The organism is Saccharopolyspora indica (assembly GCF_027853965.1).
In the GTDB taxonomy this organism is placed as follows: domain Bacteria; phylum Actinomycetota; class Actinomycetes; order Mycobacteriales; family Pseudonocardiaceae; genus Saccharopolyspora; species Saccharopolyspora indica.
This window is the reverse complement of the sequence record NZ_JAQGLB010000005.1, coordinates 175,970-191,676: the sequence shown is the minus strand read 5'-3', so window position 1 is coordinate 191,676 and position 15,707 is coordinate 175,970. Positions and strand designations below refer to the sequence as shown.

The following is a 15,707-nucleotide window of genomic DNA, read 5'->3' as shown; positions in this document are numbered from 1 at the left end:
AGTTCCTGTCATGAGCGAACGTGCCACACCCCGGCCCCGGCCGGTCAAGCCGCAGCTGGCCGCGGCGTTCCAGGACGTCCCGGTCTGCGCGTCCGTGGTGGGCCCGGCGCGGGTCAAGGACTTCGCCTCGGCGGCATCGCAGGTCTGCGTCCTGGCGTCGATCCCGGTCGGTGAGCTGACGAACGCGGTGCGCGTCCTGGTGCACCTCGGCAAGACCGTGTTCGTCAACATCGACGCGTGCCCCGGCCTCGCGCAGGACCGGGGCGCGATCGACTTCCTCACCGGGATCGGCGCCCAGGGCGTGGTCAGCACCCGCGCCGCGCTCATCGACCGGGCCCGGGCGCTGGACATGCTGACCATGCAGAAGGTGTTCGTCACCGACCGGTCCAACCTCAACCGGAGCATGGAAGGCGTCGGCCGCAGCAGCCCGGACCTCGTCGAGGTGATGCCCGCGCCGATCATCCCGTGGATGCCGGAGGAGGCGCGCCGGGTGCTCTCGCCGTTCGTGGCGGCGGGCTTCGTGATGGACGCCGCCGGTGTCGCGCACTCCCTGGCGATGGGCGCGGTCGCGGCGGCGACCTCCGACCCCGCGCTCTGGTCCCTGAGCAGGGACGAGTTGCGCGGCTGAACAGCCACATTGCCCGTTCCAGGAGATCAGGAGAACCATGAGTTTCGTCGTAGTGGCCCGCTACGTCGTCCAGCCGGGCGAGCGGGACCGAGTGCTGGAACTGCTCGCACCGATGGTGGCGGCATCGCTGGCCGAACCCGGCTGCCGCCGCTACGGCGTGCACACCGGGGTCGAGGACGACGTGGTGGTGCTCGTCGAGGAGTACGACGGCGAAGCCGACTTCGCCCGGCACTGCGAGACCGAGCACTTCCAGCGGATCGTGCTCGGCCAGGTGGTGCCGCTGCTCGCCGACCGGCAGGTCACCCGCTGCACCCCGTTCCAGCCCGGGGCGGGGGCGTGATGCGAGTTCGCGCCGCTGTTCTGCGGGAATCCGGTGGGCCCGAGCCCTACGCGCAGTCGCGCCCCATCGAGGTCACCACCCTGCACCTCGACCCGCCCGGCCCGGGCGAGCTGCTGGTGCGGGTCCGCGCAGCCGGGCTGTGCCACTCGGACCTGTCGGTGATCAACGGAACGCGCCCGCGCCCGCTGCCGATGGCCCTCGGCCACGAGGCCGCCGGCGAGGTCGTGGAAGCCGGGCAGGGGAGCGGTTTCGCGCCCGGTGACCACGTGGTGCTCGCCTTCGTGCCGTCCTGCGGCGACTGCGAGCGGTGCGTGGCCGGCCGCCCCGCCCTGTGCGGGCCGGGCGCGGCCGCCAACGGCCAGGGCACCCTGCTCGGCGGCGGCATGCGGTTCCGCGCCGACGACGGGACCCGCCCCTACCACCACCTCGGCGTGTCCGCGTTCGCCGAGCACATCGTGGTGTCAGCGCGCTCGGCGGTGAAGATCGATCCCGACATCCCCTTCGAGATCGCCGCGCTGTTCGGCTGCGCGGTGCTCACCGGTGCCGGTGCCGCCCGGTACTCGGCGCAGGTGCAGCCGGGCGAGAGCGTGGCGGTGTTCGGGCTCGGCGGTGTCGGGCTCGCCGCGCTGCTCATGGCGAAGGCCGCCGGTGCGTCCACCGTGGTCGCGGTCGACGTCGTGCCGCACAAGCTGGAACTGGCCACCGGGCTCGGCGCGACGCACGCCGTGGCGGGCGGATCCGGTGCCGCGGCGCAGATCCGCGAGATCACCGGTGGGGGAGCGGAGAAGGTCATCGACACCACCGGCGTCGCCCCGGTGCTGCGCCAGGCCTACGACGCGACCCGCGGCGGCGGGACGACCGTCACCGTCGGGCTGCCCGATCCGCAGGCCCAGCTCACGCTGCCCGCGCTGAGCCTGGTCGCCGAGGAGCGGACGCTGCGCGGCAGCTACCTGGGCTCGTGCGTGCCCCGCCGCGACGTGCCCCGGTTCATCCAGCTGTACCGATCTGGTGCGCTCCCGGTGGACCGGCTACTGTCGCACCGCATCGAACTGGACGAGATCAACGAGGGCTTCGACCGCTTGCACGAGGGAAGCGCCGTTCGTCAGGTCGTGGTCCTCTAGGCGGAGGCGAGCGGGTTGATCGGCATCACCGACATCGAGACGACGGCGGAGCGCATCGCGGAACACGTCCTGCGCACACCGACGGTGCCCAGCCCCGGGCTGGCCGAGCTCCTCGGTGTCCCGGTGACGGCGAAGCTGGAGCTGCTCCAGCGCACTGGATCCTTCAAGGTCCGCGGGGCGGCGGCGAAGCTGCTGTCGCTCGGTGAGGCCGAACGCGCGGCCGGGGTGGTCGCGGTCAGCGGCGGCAACCACGGCATCGCGCTGGCGGTCATGGCCGGGGCGCTGAGCATCAAGGCGACGGTGGTCATGCCGCGCTCCGCGCCCGGCCACGCCGTCTCGGTCGCCGAATCGGCCGGTGCCGAGGTTCGGCTCACCGACGACATGGCAGCCGCGTTCAAGCTGATGACCGACCTGCAGGCCGGTGGGCTGACGCTGGTCCACCCGTTCGACGATCCGGTCGTCATCGCCGGTCAGGGCACCGTCGGCCTGGAGTTCGCCGAAGACGCCGGGCCCGTCACCGACGTGCTGGTCAGCATCGGCGGTGGCGGGCTGATCTCCGGTGTCGCCACCGCGCTGCGCGCCCGCCGCCCCGACGTGCGGATCTGGGGCGTGGAAACCGCCGGTGCGCACGCCATGTCGGCGGCGCTGGCCGCGGGCGGGCCGACCGAGATCGAACTGTCGTCCATCGTGTCCACGCTCAGCGCCCCGCAGGTGTCAGCGCTCACCTACGAGCACGTGTCGGCACTGGTCGATGACGTGATCGTCGTCTCCGACGCCGAGGCGGTCCAGGGCGTGCTGGACTTCGCCGAGCGGGCCAAGCTCTGGACCGAACCCGCCGAGGGCTGCCTGCTCCCCGCCGCCCGCCAGGTGCTGGAACGGGTCGGCGACGCCGAACTCGGGCTGCTGGTCTGCGGCGGCAACGCCACCACCGCCGACGTGATCGGCTGGGCGCAGCGCTTCGGGCTGTGATCCCGCATCGGGAATACCCGGGTGCGCTCACCACTTGATCAGTGCGCAAGGAACGCGTGAGCCGAGGAGCACTGATGTCGACCGAGAACACCCCGCGGGGCACCGTCGCGGCGGGCTACGAGTCCGTGCGGGAGGAGTTCGCCGCCGTGGCCGCGGCGGAAGGCGGCGACTACGCCGCGCAGCTGGTCGCCCACGTCGGCGGACAGCGCGTGGTGGACCTCTGGACCGGGCCGGAGTTCACCGGCTCGACGCTGACCGGCGTGTTCTCCGCGACGAAGGGCGCCGCGTACCTGGTCGTGGCCTTGCTCGTGCAGGACGGCGTGCTCGACCTGGATCAGCGGGTCAGCCACTACTGGCCGGAGTTCGGCGCCGAGGGCAAGCAGGACATCACGCTGCGCGATCTGCTCGCGCACCGCGCCGGCCTGGTCGGCGCCGACGAGGGCTTCTCGCTCGACGAGCTGGCCGATGACCTGGTGATCGCCGAGCGGCTCGCCGCCCAGCGCCCGTACTGGCGGCCGGGCACCGCGTTCGGCTACCACGCGTTGGTCATCGGGGCCCTGGTCGGTGAGGTCGTCCGCCGAGCCACCGGCCAGACCCTGCACGAGGTGTTCGAGACCCGCGTCCGGACGCCCTACGACCTGGACTTCTACCTCGGGCTGCCGGATGAGCAGGAGGCCCGGTTCCGGACCACGCTGCCGATGCAGCCGACCTCGGCGCAGCTGGCGGAGGCGGAGCCCGATGCGGCCGCCGCCCCGGACAGCGTGCCCGGTGTTGCCGTGAACCGGCACCACCCGGAGGCGGTCGCGCTCACGGAGCTGCCCAACCACCGCGTGGTGCGGGCGAAGGGCCAGGCTTCAGCCGGCGGCGTCGCCTCCGCCCGCGGGCTGGCGGGCATGTACGCGGCTGTCATCAGCGAGGTCGACGGCCGGGCCCCGCTGCTCAAGCCGGACACGGCAGCGACCTTCGCGCAGCTGCACTCGGTCGGCTACGACGTCGTCTACCGCGCGCACAAGGTGTACGGGCTCGGGTTCGTGCTGCCCGACAACATCTACCCGGTCCTCGGGCAGGGCGCCTTCGGGCACGGCGGAGCCGCCGGAGCCCAGGCGTTCGCCGATCCGCGCAGCGGCCTCGCCTACGGCTACAACCGCCGCCGCGTCGCGTTCCCCGGTGGCGCTGCCCCGGAGAACGACCGCCTGGTCCGCGCCGTGCACGCCGCAGCGGTCGCTCAGGACTCGGGCGCGTTGCGGTAGATCTGCTCGTAGCGGGAGGCCTTGGCGGCGCGCTGCTCGGCCTTGGCCTCCTCCCGGGTGGCCTTCCCCGCGCCGATCGGATACCCGTGCTTGTACAGCCGGTACTCGGTGGTGTGCTCCATGTAGGACATCGAGTACCAGATGCCGAGGATGTATCCGCCGAGCACCGCCATGCCGCGGATCCACAGCGGGCCGGGGAGCAGCAGGAACAGCAGGCCGGGGGAGAGCTGCACCAGCGTGCGGCTGACGTGCCGCAGTATCCAGGTCCGGCAGGTGATGTCGTGCAGCACCCACTCGCGGTAGCGCTCGGGTAGCCGGCCGCCCAGCGCGTACCAGATCCACTGCAGCGGGTTGGGGCGCGTTGGCTTGGTGCCGGTCACAGCTGCTCCCCTTTCTGCTCGGCGGGCGGGACGCCGCCGCACGTTGATTAGTACACTAATTATTAACGCATGTTGGAACGTGGTGGAAGGTGGCCCGGATGAAGCCGATCGACCTGGGGGAAGACCCGCTGGCCCTCGACCGCCAGGTGTGCTTCGCGCTGTCGGTGGCATCGCGCAACGTCATCGCTCTCTACCGGCCGCTGCTGGCGCCGATGGGCCTGACGCATCCCCAGTACCTGGTGATGCTCGCGCTGTGGGAGAGCTCACCGCGGTCGGTGAAGGATCTCTGCGGCGCGCTGCACGCCGAGGCGGCGACGCTGTCCCCGTTGCTCAAGCGGCTGGAAGCGATCGGCTACGTGGTGCGCCCGCGCAGCCGCAGCGACGAGCGGCAGCTCGCGGTCGACCTGACCGACGCGGGGCGGGAGCTGCGCTCGGAAGCCGAGAAGATCCCCTACCGGGTGGTCGAGCTGCTGGGCATGGACCTGGCCGACCTGGAGCGGCTGAACGCGGCCCTCGGGCAGGTCATCTCGGCCACCGGGAAAGCCCTCGACGGGCTCGGTGCAGGCGCTACGACCAGCTGACCGGATCGGTCTCCCGGAGGCCGGACAGGCGGGCGACGTGTTCGTCGATCAGCTCGTCCAGCTCGGCCAGGCGTGCGCGCAGCGCCTCAGCGCGCTGGCGGGACGCGCCCGGCAGCTGTGCCGCCAGGTGGCCGTACTCGGCGAGCACGCTGGGCAGGTCGTTGCCGACCTGCTGCCTGGGGATTTCGTCCATTCCCCGATAGTGCGGCCGGTGGCGGGATAAGTCGATTCGATCAGTTCTCCAGGCGGCCGGATATCCTCGCGGCCAGGTGCTGAACTCGCGGATTGAGGTGTTCTGATGACCGACGCGGCCGCCGTGGAGCGGGCCCGAGCGCTGCTCGCCGAGAACCCGGTGCTCGACGGGCACAACGACTTGCCGTGGGCGTTGCGCGAGAAGGTCGGCTACGACCTCGAGCGCTGCGACATCGCCCAGGACCAGTCGGCCCGGCTGCACACCGACCTGGCCAGGCTGCGAGCGGGCGGGGTCGGCGGCCAGTTCTGGTCGGTGTACGTCAAGGCCGAGTACCAGGGGGACAAGGCGGTCAGCGCCACCCTCGAGCAGATCGACTGCGTGCACAACCTGATCGCCCGCTACCCGGACGAGCTCCAGCTGGCGCGCACGGCGGATGAAGTGGAGGCGGCCAGGGCCGGCGGCCGGATCGCCTCGCTGCTGGGCGCGGAGGGCGGCCACTCGATCAACTGCTCGCTGGCGACCTTGCGCGCGCTGCACCAGCTGGGTGTCCGGTACATGACGCTCACCCACAACGACAACGTGCCGTGGGCTGACTCGGCGACCGATGAACCCGCCGCGAACGGCCTGACGGCCTTCGGCGTCGAGGTGGTGCGCGAGATGAACCGGATGGGCATGCTGGTGGACCTCTCGCACGTCGCGCCGAGCACGATGCGCGACGCGCTGCGGGCCAGCCGTGCGCCGGTGATCTTCTCGCACTCCTCGTCGCGGGAGGTATGCGACCACCCGCGCAACATCCCTGACGACGTGCTGGCCGCGCTGCCCGCCAACGGCGGGGTGGCGATGGCGACCTTCGTGCCGAAGTTCGTCCTGCCCGCGGCGGTCGAGTGGACCAAGGCGGCTGAGGACGTTCTCCGCGAGCGCGGCTTCGATCCGCTGTCCACCTCGTCGGAGGCGAAGGCGGTGCTGCAGGCCTACGAGGAGGCCAACCCGAAGCCGGTCGCGACGGTGCCGACGGTGGCGGACCACCTGGACCACATGCGGGAGGTTGCGGGTGTTGACCACATCGGGCTCGGTGGTGACTACGACGGCGTCGCCTTCACTCCGGAGGGGTTGGAGGACGTCGCGAGTTACCCGAACCTGATCGCGGAGCTGCTTGAGCGCGGTTGGTCGGAGACCGACCTGGGCAAGCTGACCTGGCGCAACGCGGTCCGGGTGCTCCGGGATGCGGAGGCGGTGGCTCGGGATCTGCAGCAGGTTGAGCGGCCGTCGATCGCGACGATCGAGCAGATCGACGGGGTTGGGGCGTAGTCCAGGGGAGTTTGGGTGGGTTACTTCGCCTGGTTGCCGGTCTAATCGTTTGCGTGTTCGTGGATTCCCTGGCGTTGGGGTTTTGGTCGTCAGGGAATCCACGAATCTTGGGGCGCTTCTTGTTTCCACTCTTGAGTTTTCAAGGTGCGCGGTACTTTTATTGGTTGTGTTGTGGTGGGGGTCATCCCCGTGGTTTGGGGGATTGTGGGGGCTGTGGTCCGGATGTCAAGCCCGGCCTGGCGGCCGCCCCTTCGGGGTTTCAGGCTTGACATCCGGCCCACAGCCCCGTTTTGGCTTTATGTCACGGGGATGACCCGGTATGGAACGGACCCCGGGCCGTGCTGGCGTGTCGCGGGGCGTGGGTGGTTGGGGCTTTTCGGGGTTGGGTGGTGGTGTGTTCCGGCGCCGACAGGTGGTGTGCGGGGTTGGTGTGCGGTGCGGGCTGGTGGTTGATCGGGGTGTGGCGACGGAGCCTGGTGGTGGCCGTTTCGTGCTGGGTGATGGTTTGGTTCGTCATCAGTGGGTTCCTTTCTTGTTCGGGTTGCGAGGTTTCTGGGTGTGGTGCTGGTGTGTTGGTGGTGGGTTGATGTCGCCTGGCGGCGTGTAGCTTTCGGTTGGCCGGTTGGCCGGTTGGCCGGTTGGCCGGTTGGCCGGTTGGCCGGTTGGCCGGTTGTTCGGTGGGTGGGCAGGGTGGGGTGCCCCGCCCGGTCTCGGGTGGGGTCAGCGTGTGTTCGCTAGCGGTCTGCCCGCTGGCGGTCTGCCTTCTGGTGGTGTGGTCAGGGTGCGGAGGGCGTGGTGGTGTGTGGCGGGTTGGGCTTTCCCGCCAGGTCGTGGTGTGCGTGTCGGATCCACGTTTGCCGGTGGGGTGAACATCGGGCGACCACGCTGGAGTTCGATATCCCAATGGTGGTTGTGGATGGTGCGGTGGTGGTGAGCGCACAGCATCAGCATGTTGTCCACGCTCGTCGGGCCGCCGTCGACCCAGTGCACGATGTGGTGGGCTTGAGGTGTTCCGGCCGGGTGGTCGCATTCCGGGAACGCACACACCCCGTCCCTCGCGAGCAGTGCGGCACGAATATGCGTCGGCGCGGTCCGCTGCGAAGCACCCACATCCAGAGGCAGGCTGTCCCCGCCCATAACCATCGGGAGAACCTCGCAGTCACAAGCGATCCTGCGCACCGTCTGCGGGCTCAGGTACTGGCCGGTGCCCTCCAACATCCCCGCACCAGCAACGGCGATCTCGCCGCCGTTGATAGTGGGGAGCTGGTTCTTCAAGTCGGTGTAGTCGATGGTGACCGTCAGGTGCGGCTTCTGACCACCGGTGCGGGGCATCCCGTCGGTGTCGAGGACGAGGTCGAGCAGGGTCGACAGGCCGTCGGCGTTGCGCTGCCCGACCGTGCGCGGGTCCTTGACCCCATCAGACTCCGGGCGCGGCGCCGCCAACGGACGCAAAGCCGTGACGAACTTCGCGCCGGTCTCGCGGTCGAGTCGGGCTTTGATGACAAGCATTCCGTCTCGGGCGGTGGCGTAGTGCAGCTCCCGTGATTCGAACTGCGCCCGTTCATCGGTCACAGCGCCGTCGGTGTCGAGCATGTAGCGGATCCGGTCGGCGAGTTTGGCCAGGTCGCGGGGGCATTGGCGGCAGGCGTTCTCCACCAGCAGCCGCTCCACCTCGGCCGCACGGTGCTGGGCATGCTCGGGCAGCCTGGACACGCAGCGGGAGATCACCCGCGCATGCTCCAGACCGATCACACCTTCTGCCAGGGCTTCTCCAGTCGCCGGGAGATCGACTCGGGCGCTGTCCTGGCTGTCGGTGGGGTTGGTTGAGTCGTCGGTGTCCTCACCCGGGTTCGGCGAGGGAGTGGTGGCGGTGGCGATGCGGACCCGGGTGGTGGCGTCCTGGCCGTCGATGTTGAGCAGGGTCTTCAACCATGCTTGGGTGGAACGCGCGCCGTGGGTAGCGTGGAGGCGTCGGCGGTCGGCTTCGGCAATCAGCCGCAGCTGCTCCATTCGGGCCTGGCGGATCTGTTGTTCCACTTGGCCGATCCGGGCCGCAAGCTCCTCATCGGTGTAGGAATCAACCGCAGGCGCCCACGACCCGCCCGGCGTGGACGCATCCCACGCGGGCAAGGCGGACACGACCACGCCCGCGCCAGCGGCGGGGCTCGTGTCCTGGGTGGTCATCAGCGGTGTCATGCATCAATTCTCTCAACAATCGAACGAGAATTCGAGCAAATTACCGTCGCACGATCAGGTGATCACAACACCTGCCAAACGCGAAAACCATTATGAGCAAAGGAAATATCTACAATTCGGCAGGGTATTCGTCGGCGTGTCGTTGGCATGCATCCAGATGTGAACGTGAAAGCGCGACCGTCCTATTAGGACTTATTGGGGGGCTTCGGTAACGGCAAGGCTCGGCCGGTTGACAGTCAGGTCTCGGAAGCCAAAACCAGCCTGATCAACCGCCAGCCCGCAGAACACAGCAGCCAGGCACTCGAACCACCGGTGACGGAGCGCCCCGCCACCTAACGCTGCAAGGCCCCGACCACCCACGCCCCGCGACCCGCCAGCACGGCCCGGGGTCCGTTCCATACCGGGTCATCCCCGTGACATAGAGCCAAAACGGGGCTGTGGTGCGGATGTCAAGCCTGAAACCCCGAAGGGGCGGCCGCCAGGCCGGGCTTGACATCCGGACCACAGCCCCCACAATCCACCAAACCACGGGGATGACCCCCACCACAACACAACCGATAAAAGCCCCAACCACCCACAACACCAGAACATCACCCCACCAAGCCCCCAGACCGATCACCCCGCAAGAACACGGATTCCCGTTTATCCCCGCTCAACTGGGAACCGACAGCGGTTGAAATGCCACTTTCGCTGGTGGCGGCGGGTCTGGCCGTCGGTCAGATTCGGAGTCCCACGACCGCTGATCGATCGGAGGTCCGATGTTCAGTTCACGGCGCACCGCAGTGACGATTGCGGCCGCTGCTTGTCTCCTGCTGCTGCCCGTCGCCCAAGCCGGTGTCTCGGCCGCTACCGATGACCCGGCGGCGGTTCCGGCCGCCGGCGCAGGTGGCACCGCGGTCTACACCGTGCCGGACACCGACAGCCGCAGCAGGACCGAGATCAACAGCAGCGGCGCGCAGGTCCTGTCCGTCACCGGGAACGCGGCCACCGTCGAGGCCACCCCGGAGCAGGCCGAGCAGCTGCGCGCCGGCGGGTTCGTGCTGCAGGCGCAGCAGGACGTCGCCAGCGCGCTCCAGAAGCTCAACCTCGACAGGCAGGCCGGTCCGGGCACGACCGCCTTCCCGCCGGATGACCAGGGGTACCACGACTTCGACGAGGTCAACCAGGTCCTCGACCAGGCCGTCGCCGAGCACGGCGACATCGCCGCGAAGTCCAGCGTCGGCAAGTCCTTCGAAGGCCGCGACATCCCGATCTTGAAGATCAGCGGGAACGTCGCGGCGGACGAGGCCGAGCCGGAGGTGCTGTTCAGCTGCAACCAGCACGCTCGGGAGCACCTGACCACCGAGATGTGCCTGCGCATCATCAACCGGTTCACCGACGGCTACGCGACCGACCCGGCCATCAAGGAGGTCGTCGACAGCCGCGAGATCTGGATCGTGCCGGTGGTCAACCCGGACGGCTCGATCTACGACGTCGCCTCCGGCCAGTACCAGGGCTGGCGGAAGAACCGGCAGGACAGCGGTACCGACACCAACCGCAACTGGGACTACCAGTGGGGCTGCTGCGGCGGTTCCAGCGGCAACCCGGCTTCCGAGACCTACCGCGGCACCGCGCCGTTCTCGGCGCCGGAGCCCAGCGAGCTGGCCCGGTTCGTCGACTCCCGCGTGGTCGACGGTGCGCAGCAGATCAAGGCGCACATCGACTTCCACACGTTCTCGGAACTGGTCCTGTGGCCCTACGGCTACACCTACGACGACGTGGCCGAGGGCATGACGCAGGAGGAGTACGACCGGTTCGCCCGGGTCGGCACCGAGATGGCCGGGACCAACGGCTACACCCCGCAGCAGTCCAGCGACCTCTACGTCACCGACGGCAGCGTCAACGACTGGATGTGGGGCAAGCACAAGATCCTGTCCTTCACCTTCGAGATGTACCCCTCCAGCGGCGGCATCGACGGCTTCTACCCGCCCGACGAGGTGATCGAGCGGGAGACCCAGCGCAACGACGCGGCAGTCGACATCCTGCTGCGCGAAGCCGGGGCCTGACCGGTGGGTCGGCGGCCCGCTCGGGTATCAATGAGCGGGTCGCCGACATCCAGGACCGGGAGGGCAGATGGGCGAGATGCGAGTTGCGGTGGTGACCGGTGCGGGTTCCGGCGTGGGCCGGGAGATCGCGCGGGCGCTGCTCGACGCCGGGTACCGGGTCGCATTGGCCGGACGGCGCCTCGAACCGCTGCAGGAGACCGCTCGCGGCTCCGCCGCCGCCCTCGCCGTGCCCACCGACGTCGGTGATCCCGACTCGGTGGCCGCGCTGTTCGACGGTGTGCGCGCCGAGTGGGGCCGGGTGGACCTGCTGGTCAACAACGCGGGCACCTTCGGGGCTCCCGGCTCCGTCGGCGAGCTCTCCAGCGCCGACTGGCAGGACGTCGTGCAGGTCAACCTGACCGGCTCGTTCCTCTGCGCCCAGCACGCCTTCCGCATCATGCGGGAGCAGCAGCCGCGGGGCGGGCGGATCATCAACAACGGCTCGATCTCCGCGCACAGCCCGCGGCCGCGCAGCGTCGCCTACACCGCGACCAAGCACGCGATCACCGGGCTGACCAAGTCGATCTCGCTGGACGGTCGCGCGCACGACATCGCCTGCGGGCAGATCGACATCGGCAACGCCGCCACCGAGATGACCTCCGGGATCGCCACCGGTGCGGCCCAGGCGGACGGCACCATCCGCCCGGAGCCGACCTTCGACGCCCGGCACGTCGCCGATGCGGTGCTCTACATGGCCGGACTGCCGCTGTCGGCGAACGTCCAGTTCCTGACCATCACCGCCACCGCGATGCCGTTCATCGGCCGCGGCTAAGCCGCCTGCCAGGCCTTGGCCAGCAGTTCGTACGAGCGCACCCGGTCGGTGTGGTCGTGGGTGATCGTGGTGATCACCAGTTCGTCCGCACCGGTGGCATCGCGCAGGGCCGCCAGTCCGCGCACCACGACGTCCGGAGTGCCCACGAACTGCGTGTCCACCCGGTCGGCGACCAGTTCCCGCTGCTGATCGCTCCACTGGAACGCGGCGGCCTCCGCCGGGCTGGGGAACGGGATCGCGCCCGCCCCGGCGCGGATGCTGTGCACCCACGGCGCGTAGGGAGCGGCCAGCTCGCGGGCCGCCTCCCCGGAGTCGGCGACCACCACGTCGGCGGAGACCACCACGTGCGGTCGCGTCAGCCTGGTCGATGCGATGAAGTCGCGCCGGTAGGCCGCCACCGATTCCAGCACCGTGGACGGGCTGACGTGGTAGTTCGCCGCGTACGGCAGGCCCAGCGCCCCGGCGGTCGCCGAGCTCTCCCCGGCGCTGGAACCCAGGATCCACACGTCCAGGTCGGCGCCTTCCGCGGGATTGGCGTGCAGCGGTTCGCCCGCGCTGTCGCGGAAGCCACCGGTGAGGTACTGCAGGACCTGGCCGACCTGCGTCCGGTAGTCCAGCGCCTCCGCCGGGCTGCCGACCAGCCGCTGCTGCTCGGCGATGCGCGCCAGCAGCCGCTCGGACTTGGCCAGGCCCTTCGGCTTCGACGGGATCAGCAGCCCGTCCACGACCTGCGACGGCGCGTCGGCGTCCTCGGCGAAGCGGCGCGCCAGATCGCCCGAGCGGTTCGGCGCGGTCCGGCCGAGTCCGAGGTCGACCCGGTCCGGGTGCAGCTGGGCGATGGTGCCGAACTGCTCGGCCACCACCAGCGGCGAGTGCTGGCCCAGCAGCACCGCCGCCGACCCGACCCGGATCCGGCCGGTGGCCCCGGCGATCAGCGCGATCAGCACCGCAGGCGCGGCTGAGGCCACACCTGGTGTGAGATGGTGTTCGGCCACCCAGTAGCGCTGGTAGCCGAGCTGTTCGGCGCGGCGGGCGAGATCGATGGTGTTGTGCAGTGCATCCGCGGCGCCGCTCCCGGAGGAGATCGGTGCGAGGTCGAGGATCGAGAGTGGGGTGGGCATCAGTGCGACCTCCGATCGGACCGGCTCATGAGGCGTTCCTGCTGCGCTGCGGGTTCGGCAGCGGTGGGAGGCCGAGGTTGTCGCGCAGCGTCCCACCCGGGTACTCCGTGCGGTAGACGCCGCGTTCCTGCAGCAGCGGTACCACCGCGTCCGCGAACTCGTCGAGGCCGCCCGGGGTGAGGTGCGGGACGAGGATGAAGCCGTCGCAGGCGTCCTCCTGCACGAACCTGTTCATCTCCGCCGCCACGCCCGCCGCGGTGCCGATGAACGACTGGCGGGCGGTCACCTCGATGATCAGCTCTCGGATGGACAGCCGCTTGGCCTCGGCCAGCTCGCGCCACTGGCGTGCGGTGGCGACCGGATCCCGGTGCCTGCGCACGCTGGCGCGGCCCTTCGCGATGGTGTTCTCGCCCGGCTCCGGGTCGAAGTCCGGCAGCGGGCCGTCGGGGTCCAGCGCGCTGAGGTCGCGGTTCCAGAGCTGCTCCAGGAACCGGATCGCGGTCTGCCCGCTGACCTGCTGGTGGCGGATGTGCGCGGCGTGCTCGTGGGCTTCGGCCTCGGTGTCGCCGAGCACCACCGTCGTCGCCGGGAACACCAGCAGTTCCTCGCGCGACCGGCCGTGTCCCGGCAGCCTGCGCTTGACGTCGGCGTAGAACTCCTTGCCGGCCTGGAGGGTTCCGTGCCCGGTGAAGATCGCGTCGGCGGCGGAGGCGGCGAACTCCCGCCCCGCGTCGGAATCCCCGGCCTGGAAGATCACCGGCCTGCCCTGCGGGCTGCGCGGCACGGTGAAACGGCCTGCGATGTCGAAGTGCGCATCGCGGTGCGCGAACGATCCGGCGTGCGGATCGGCGAGGAAGGTTCCGGTTGCCTTGTCGGCGACGATCTCGTCACCGCGCCACGAGTCGAACAGCTCCCACGCGGTCCGCAGGAACTGCTCGGCGCGCTCGTAGCGCTGGTCCTCGGGCAGGAAGCCGCCGCGCCGGAAGTTCTCCCCGGTGAACGCGTCCCACGAGGTCACCACGTTCCAGGCGGCCCGGCCGCCGGAGAGGTGGTCGAGGCTGGCGAACTGCCGCGCCACCTCGTAGGGCTCGTTGAACGTCGAGTTGATCGTGCCTGCCAGCCCCAGGTGCTCGGTGACCGCGGCGAGCCCGGCCAGCACGGTGAAGGTGTCCGGCCGGCCCACCACGTCCAGGTCGTAGATCTCGCCGCCCTGCTCGCGCAACCGCAACCCCTCGGCCAGGAACAGGAAGTCGAACTTGGCGCGCTCGGCGGTGCGGGCCAGGTGCTCGAACGAGGAGAACTCGATCTGGCTCAACGATCGCGGGTCGCTCCACACCGTGGTGTTGTTGACCCCGGGGAAGTGGGCGGCGAGGTGGATCTGCTTGCTCACGGACGTCCTCCGGATGTCGTGGCGTAGCGGCTGGCGGGGCGGGGCAGGCCGAGCCGTCCGCGCAGGGAGCCGGTGTCGTAGGAGGTGCGGAACAGCCCGCGCCGCTGCAGCTCCGGCACGAGTTCGCGGGTGATCGCGGTCAGGTCCTCCGGGATCGCGCCCGGCCGCAACCGGAAGCCGGAAAGCCCTGCCCCGGACCAGGTCTGCAACCGGTCGGCGAGCTCGTCGGCGGTGCCGGTGAAGACCGGGGCGTCCGATGTGTACTCCGCGCCGTCGAGCTCGTCCAGCTGCGCTTTCCGGTCGGCCGCATCAGGCCCGAGGAACACCACCACGTCGCCGAAGACGTGCAGCCGGTCCTGCTCGCGGCCGGCTTCGGCCTGCTCGGCGCGGATGCGCGATTCGACGCGCCGCACCTGCTCGACGTCGTGAGGCGTGGTGAACGCGACGTCGGCGGCGCGCGCGGCGAAGCGCTGCCCGGCCGGATCGGTGGCCAGCGCGGTCACCAGCGGTTGTCCCTGCGGTGGCCGGGGAGTGATGGACGGGCCCTTGACGTCGAACCACTTCCCGGCGAAGTCGATGTAGTGCAGCTTGTCCCGGTCGATGAACCGGCCGGTCACCACGTCGCGGATCTCCGCGTCGTCCTCCCAGCTGTCCCACAGCCTGCGCACCACCTCGACGTGGTCGGCGGCCTCGTCGAACAGCTCGGCGGCGCGCACTTCGCGGCGGCCGAAGTGCGCGGCCTCGCTGCGCAGCGCCGACACCTTCGGCTGCCACCCCGCTCGCCCGGTGCTGATGTAGTCGAGGCTGGCGACGGCTTTGGAGATGTGGAACGGCTCGGTGTGGGTGACCACGACGCCGGGCACCAGGCCGATGCGCCGGGTCCGCGGTGCCACGCGGGCGGCGATCAGACCCGCGTCGAGCCGTCCGCGCACCTGGTCGGTGCGGTCGTCGGGGCCGCTGTCACGGCTGGACTGCGGGCCCAGGGCGTCTTCGAAGGTGATGAGGTCGAGCAGGCCGCGCTCGGCCTCCAGCGCGAGATCGACCCAGTACCGGGCGCTGAAGAGGTCGCCGGGCCGGGCTTGCGGCAGCCGCCAGGCGGCCGGGTGCCAGCCGGCCCCGTCGAGCGCTACCGCGAGGTGCAGTTCAGGTGGTGCCATCTGCAGGTCGTCCTTCCTGCGGGCGTGGACCACCGCGGACGTCATTCGTCCACAGTGGATAAGAAGAGTTCAGGTGCGCGCCGTCAGCGCCGCGGACAGGCGGCGGAGATGATCCGGAGGAGGTCCACGTGGTCCCTGGTGACCAGCTGAACCGGGTGCGCCATGCCGTGAACGCTAGAACCGGAATCGCCGCAACGTCAACGGAACTCCGGCGGTG

The 15,707-nt window shown here is 70.2% G+C and carries 15 protein-coding genes; 9 read left to right on the top strand and 6 right to left on the bottom strand.

Translation table 11 applies throughout. The features are described 5' to 3' along the window. Positions 1-10 precede the first annotated feature (10 nt). The 5 genes from OU416_RS14000 (at position 11) to OU416_RS13980 (ending at position 4,308) form a co-directional block, all read left to right on the top strand. A complete protein-coding gene (locus tag OU416_RS14000; protein ID WP_270927352.1) occupies positions 11-628 on the top strand; it encodes a glycerol-3-phosphate responsive antiterminator in 618 nt (205 codons plus the stop codon). Positions 629-665: 37 nt separating this feature from the next. Continuing rightward, on the top strand, positions 666-968 hold the full coding sequence (locus tag OU416_RS13995; protein ID WP_270927351.1) for a putative quinol monooxygenase: 303 nt from the start codon (positions 666-668) through the stop codon (positions 966-968). Then, the gene (locus tag OU416_RS13990; protein ID WP_270927576.1) at positions 968-2,089 is read left to right on the top strand and encodes a zinc-dependent alcohol dehydrogenase family protein; all 1,122 of its coding nucleotides are present in this window, start codon (positions 968-970) and stop codon (positions 2,087-2,089) included. The genes OU416_RS13995 and OU416_RS13990 overlap by 1 nt, the downstream gene beginning before the upstream one ends. Before the next feature lie 15 nt (positions 2,090-2,104). Continuing rightward, entirely contained in the window at positions 2,105-3,058 is a 954-nt protein-coding gene (locus OU416_RS13985; RefSeq protein WP_270927350.1) for a pyridoxal-phosphate dependent enzyme, read from the top strand. Positions 3,059-3,132: 74 nt separating this feature from the next. Then, a complete protein-coding gene (locus tag OU416_RS13980; RefSeq protein ID WP_270927349.1) occupies positions 3,133-4,308 on the top strand; it encodes a serine hydrolase domain-containing protein in 1,176 nt (391 codons plus the stop codon). On the opposite strand, the gene OU416_RS13975 is transcribed toward OU416_RS13980, so the two are convergent. After that, positions 4,284-4,688, bottom strand: coding sequence for a DUF5313 family protein (locus OU416_RS13975; protein ID WP_270927348.1), 405 nt, complete (start codon positions 4,686-4,688; stop codon positions 4,284-4,286). The genes OU416_RS13980 and OU416_RS13975 overlap by 25 nt on opposite strands. Positions 4,689-4,786: 98 nt before the next feature. Between OU416_RS13975 and OU416_RS13970 the strand changes: the two genes are divergently transcribed. Next, the gene (locus OU416_RS13970) at positions 4,787-5,269 is read left to right on the top strand and encodes a MarR family winged helix-turn-helix transcriptional regulator (RefSeq protein WP_270927347.1); all 483 of its coding nucleotides are present in this window, start codon (positions 4,787-4,789) and stop codon (positions 5,267-5,269) included. Here the strand turns inward: OU416_RS13970 and OU416_RS13965 are convergent. After that, positions 5,256-5,462 carry a hypothetical protein gene (locus OU416_RS13965; RefSeq protein ID WP_270927346.1) on the bottom strand — a complete coding sequence of 69 codons (207 nt, stop codon included), beginning with the start codon at positions 5,460-5,462 and terminating at the stop codon, positions 5,256-5,258. The genes OU416_RS13970 and OU416_RS13965 overlap by 14 nt on opposite strands. Positions 5,463-5,567: 105 nt before the next feature. On the opposite strand from OU416_RS13965, the gene OU416_RS13960 reads away from it, so the two are divergent. Beyond that, positions 5,568-6,770 carry a dipeptidase gene (locus tag OU416_RS13960; protein WP_270927345.1) on the top strand — a complete coding sequence of 401 codons (1,203 nt, stop codon included), beginning with the start codon at positions 5,568-5,570 and terminating at the stop codon, positions 6,768-6,770. Positions 6,771-7,490: 720 nt separating this feature from the next. Here the strand turns inward: OU416_RS13960 and OU416_RS13955 are convergent. After that, positions 7,491-8,966, bottom strand: coding sequence for an HNH endonuclease signature motif containing protein (locus OU416_RS13955; RefSeq protein ID WP_270927344.1), 1,476 nt, complete (start codon positions 8,964-8,966; stop codon positions 7,491-7,493). 758 nt (positions 8,967-9,724) lie between these two features. Between OU416_RS13955 and OU416_RS13950 the strand changes: the two genes are divergently transcribed. Continuing rightward, positions 9,725-11,011 carry a M14 family metallopeptidase gene (locus OU416_RS13950; protein WP_270927343.1) on the top strand — a complete coding sequence of 429 codons (1,287 nt, stop codon included), beginning with the start codon at positions 9,725-9,727 and terminating at the stop codon, positions 11,009-11,011. Between the two features lie 67 nt (positions 11,012-11,078). Next, on the top strand, positions 11,079-11,822 hold the full coding sequence (locus tag OU416_RS13945) for an SDR family oxidoreductase (protein WP_270927342.1): 744 nt from the start codon (positions 11,079-11,081) through the stop codon (positions 11,820-11,822). Here OU416_RS13945 and OU416_RS13940 read toward each other — a convergent pair. From OU416_RS13940 to OU416_RS13930, 3 genes are read right to left on the bottom strand one after another with little or no spacing between them, the layout of a single operon-like run. Then, positions 11,819-12,943 carry an MsnO8 family LLM class oxidoreductase gene (locus OU416_RS13940; protein WP_270927341.1) on the bottom strand — a complete coding sequence of 375 codons (1,125 nt, stop codon included), beginning with the start codon at positions 12,941-12,943 and terminating at the stop codon, positions 11,819-11,821. The two genes, OU416_RS13945 and OU416_RS13940, sit on opposite strands and share 4 nt — an antisense overlap. A 25-nt stretch (positions 12,944-12,968) precedes the next feature. Beyond that, on the bottom strand, positions 12,969-14,333 hold the full coding sequence (locus OU416_RS13935; protein WP_270927340.1) for an NtaA/DmoA family FMN-dependent monooxygenase: 1,365 nt from the start codon (positions 14,331-14,333) through the stop codon (positions 12,969-12,971). After that, on the bottom strand, positions 14,330-15,490 hold the full coding sequence (locus tag OU416_RS13930; protein WP_270927575.1) for an LLM class flavin-dependent oxidoreductase: 1,161 nt from the start codon (positions 15,488-15,490) through the stop codon (positions 14,330-14,332). The genes OU416_RS13935 and OU416_RS13930 overlap by 4 nt, the downstream gene beginning before the upstream one ends. Positions 15,491-15,707 lie beyond the last annotated feature (217 nt).

Excerpts from the sequence above, each read along its gene's own strand:
- OU416_RS13995 (WP_270927351.1), top strand. The coding sequence starts at position 666 with ATGAGTTTCGTCGTAGTGGCCCGCTACGTCGTCCAGCCGGGCGAGCGG.
- OU416_RS13940 (WP_270927341.1), bottom strand. The coding sequence starts at position 12,943 with ATGCCCACCCCACTCTCGATCCTCGACCTCGCACCGATCTCCTCCGGG.
- OU416_RS13960 (WP_270927345.1), top strand. The coding sequence starts at position 5,568 with ATGACCGACGCGGCCGCCGTGGAGCGGGCCCGAGCGCTGCTCGCCGAG.
- OU416_RS14000 (WP_270927352.1), top strand. The coding sequence starts at position 11 with ATGAGCGAACGTGCCACACCCCGGCCCCGGCCGGTCAAGCCGCAGCTG.
- OU416_RS13945 (WP_270927342.1), top strand. The coding sequence starts at position 11,079 with ATGGGCGAGATGCGAGTTGCGGTGGTGACCGGTGCGGGTTCCGGCGTG.
- OU416_RS13955 (WP_270927344.1), bottom strand. The coding sequence starts at position 8,966 with ATGACACCGCTGATGACCACCCAGGACACGAGCCCCGCCGCTGGCGCG.
- OU416_RS13930 (WP_270927575.1), bottom strand. The coding sequence starts at position 15,490 with ATGGCACCACCTGAACTGCACCTCGCGGTAGCGCTCGACGGGGCCGGC.
- OU416_RS13990 (WP_270927576.1), top strand. The coding sequence starts at position 968 with ATGCGAGTTCGCGCCGCTGTTCTGCGGGAATCCGGTGGGCCCGAGCCC.
- OU416_RS13970 (WP_270927347.1), top strand. The coding sequence starts at position 4,787 with ATGAAGCCGATCGACCTGGGGGAAGACCCGCTGGCCCTCGACCGCCAG.
- OU416_RS13965 (WP_270927346.1), bottom strand. The coding sequence starts at position 5,462 with ATGGACGAAATCCCCAGGCAGCAGGTCGGCAACGACCTGCCCAGCGTG.
- OU416_RS13980 (WP_270927349.1), top strand. The coding sequence starts at position 3,133 with ATGTCGACCGAGAACACCCCGCGGGGCACCGTCGCGGCGGGCTACGAG.
- OU416_RS13950 (WP_270927343.1), top strand. The coding sequence starts at position 9,725 with ATGTTCAGTTCACGGCGCACCGCAGTGACGATTGCGGCCGCTGCTTGT.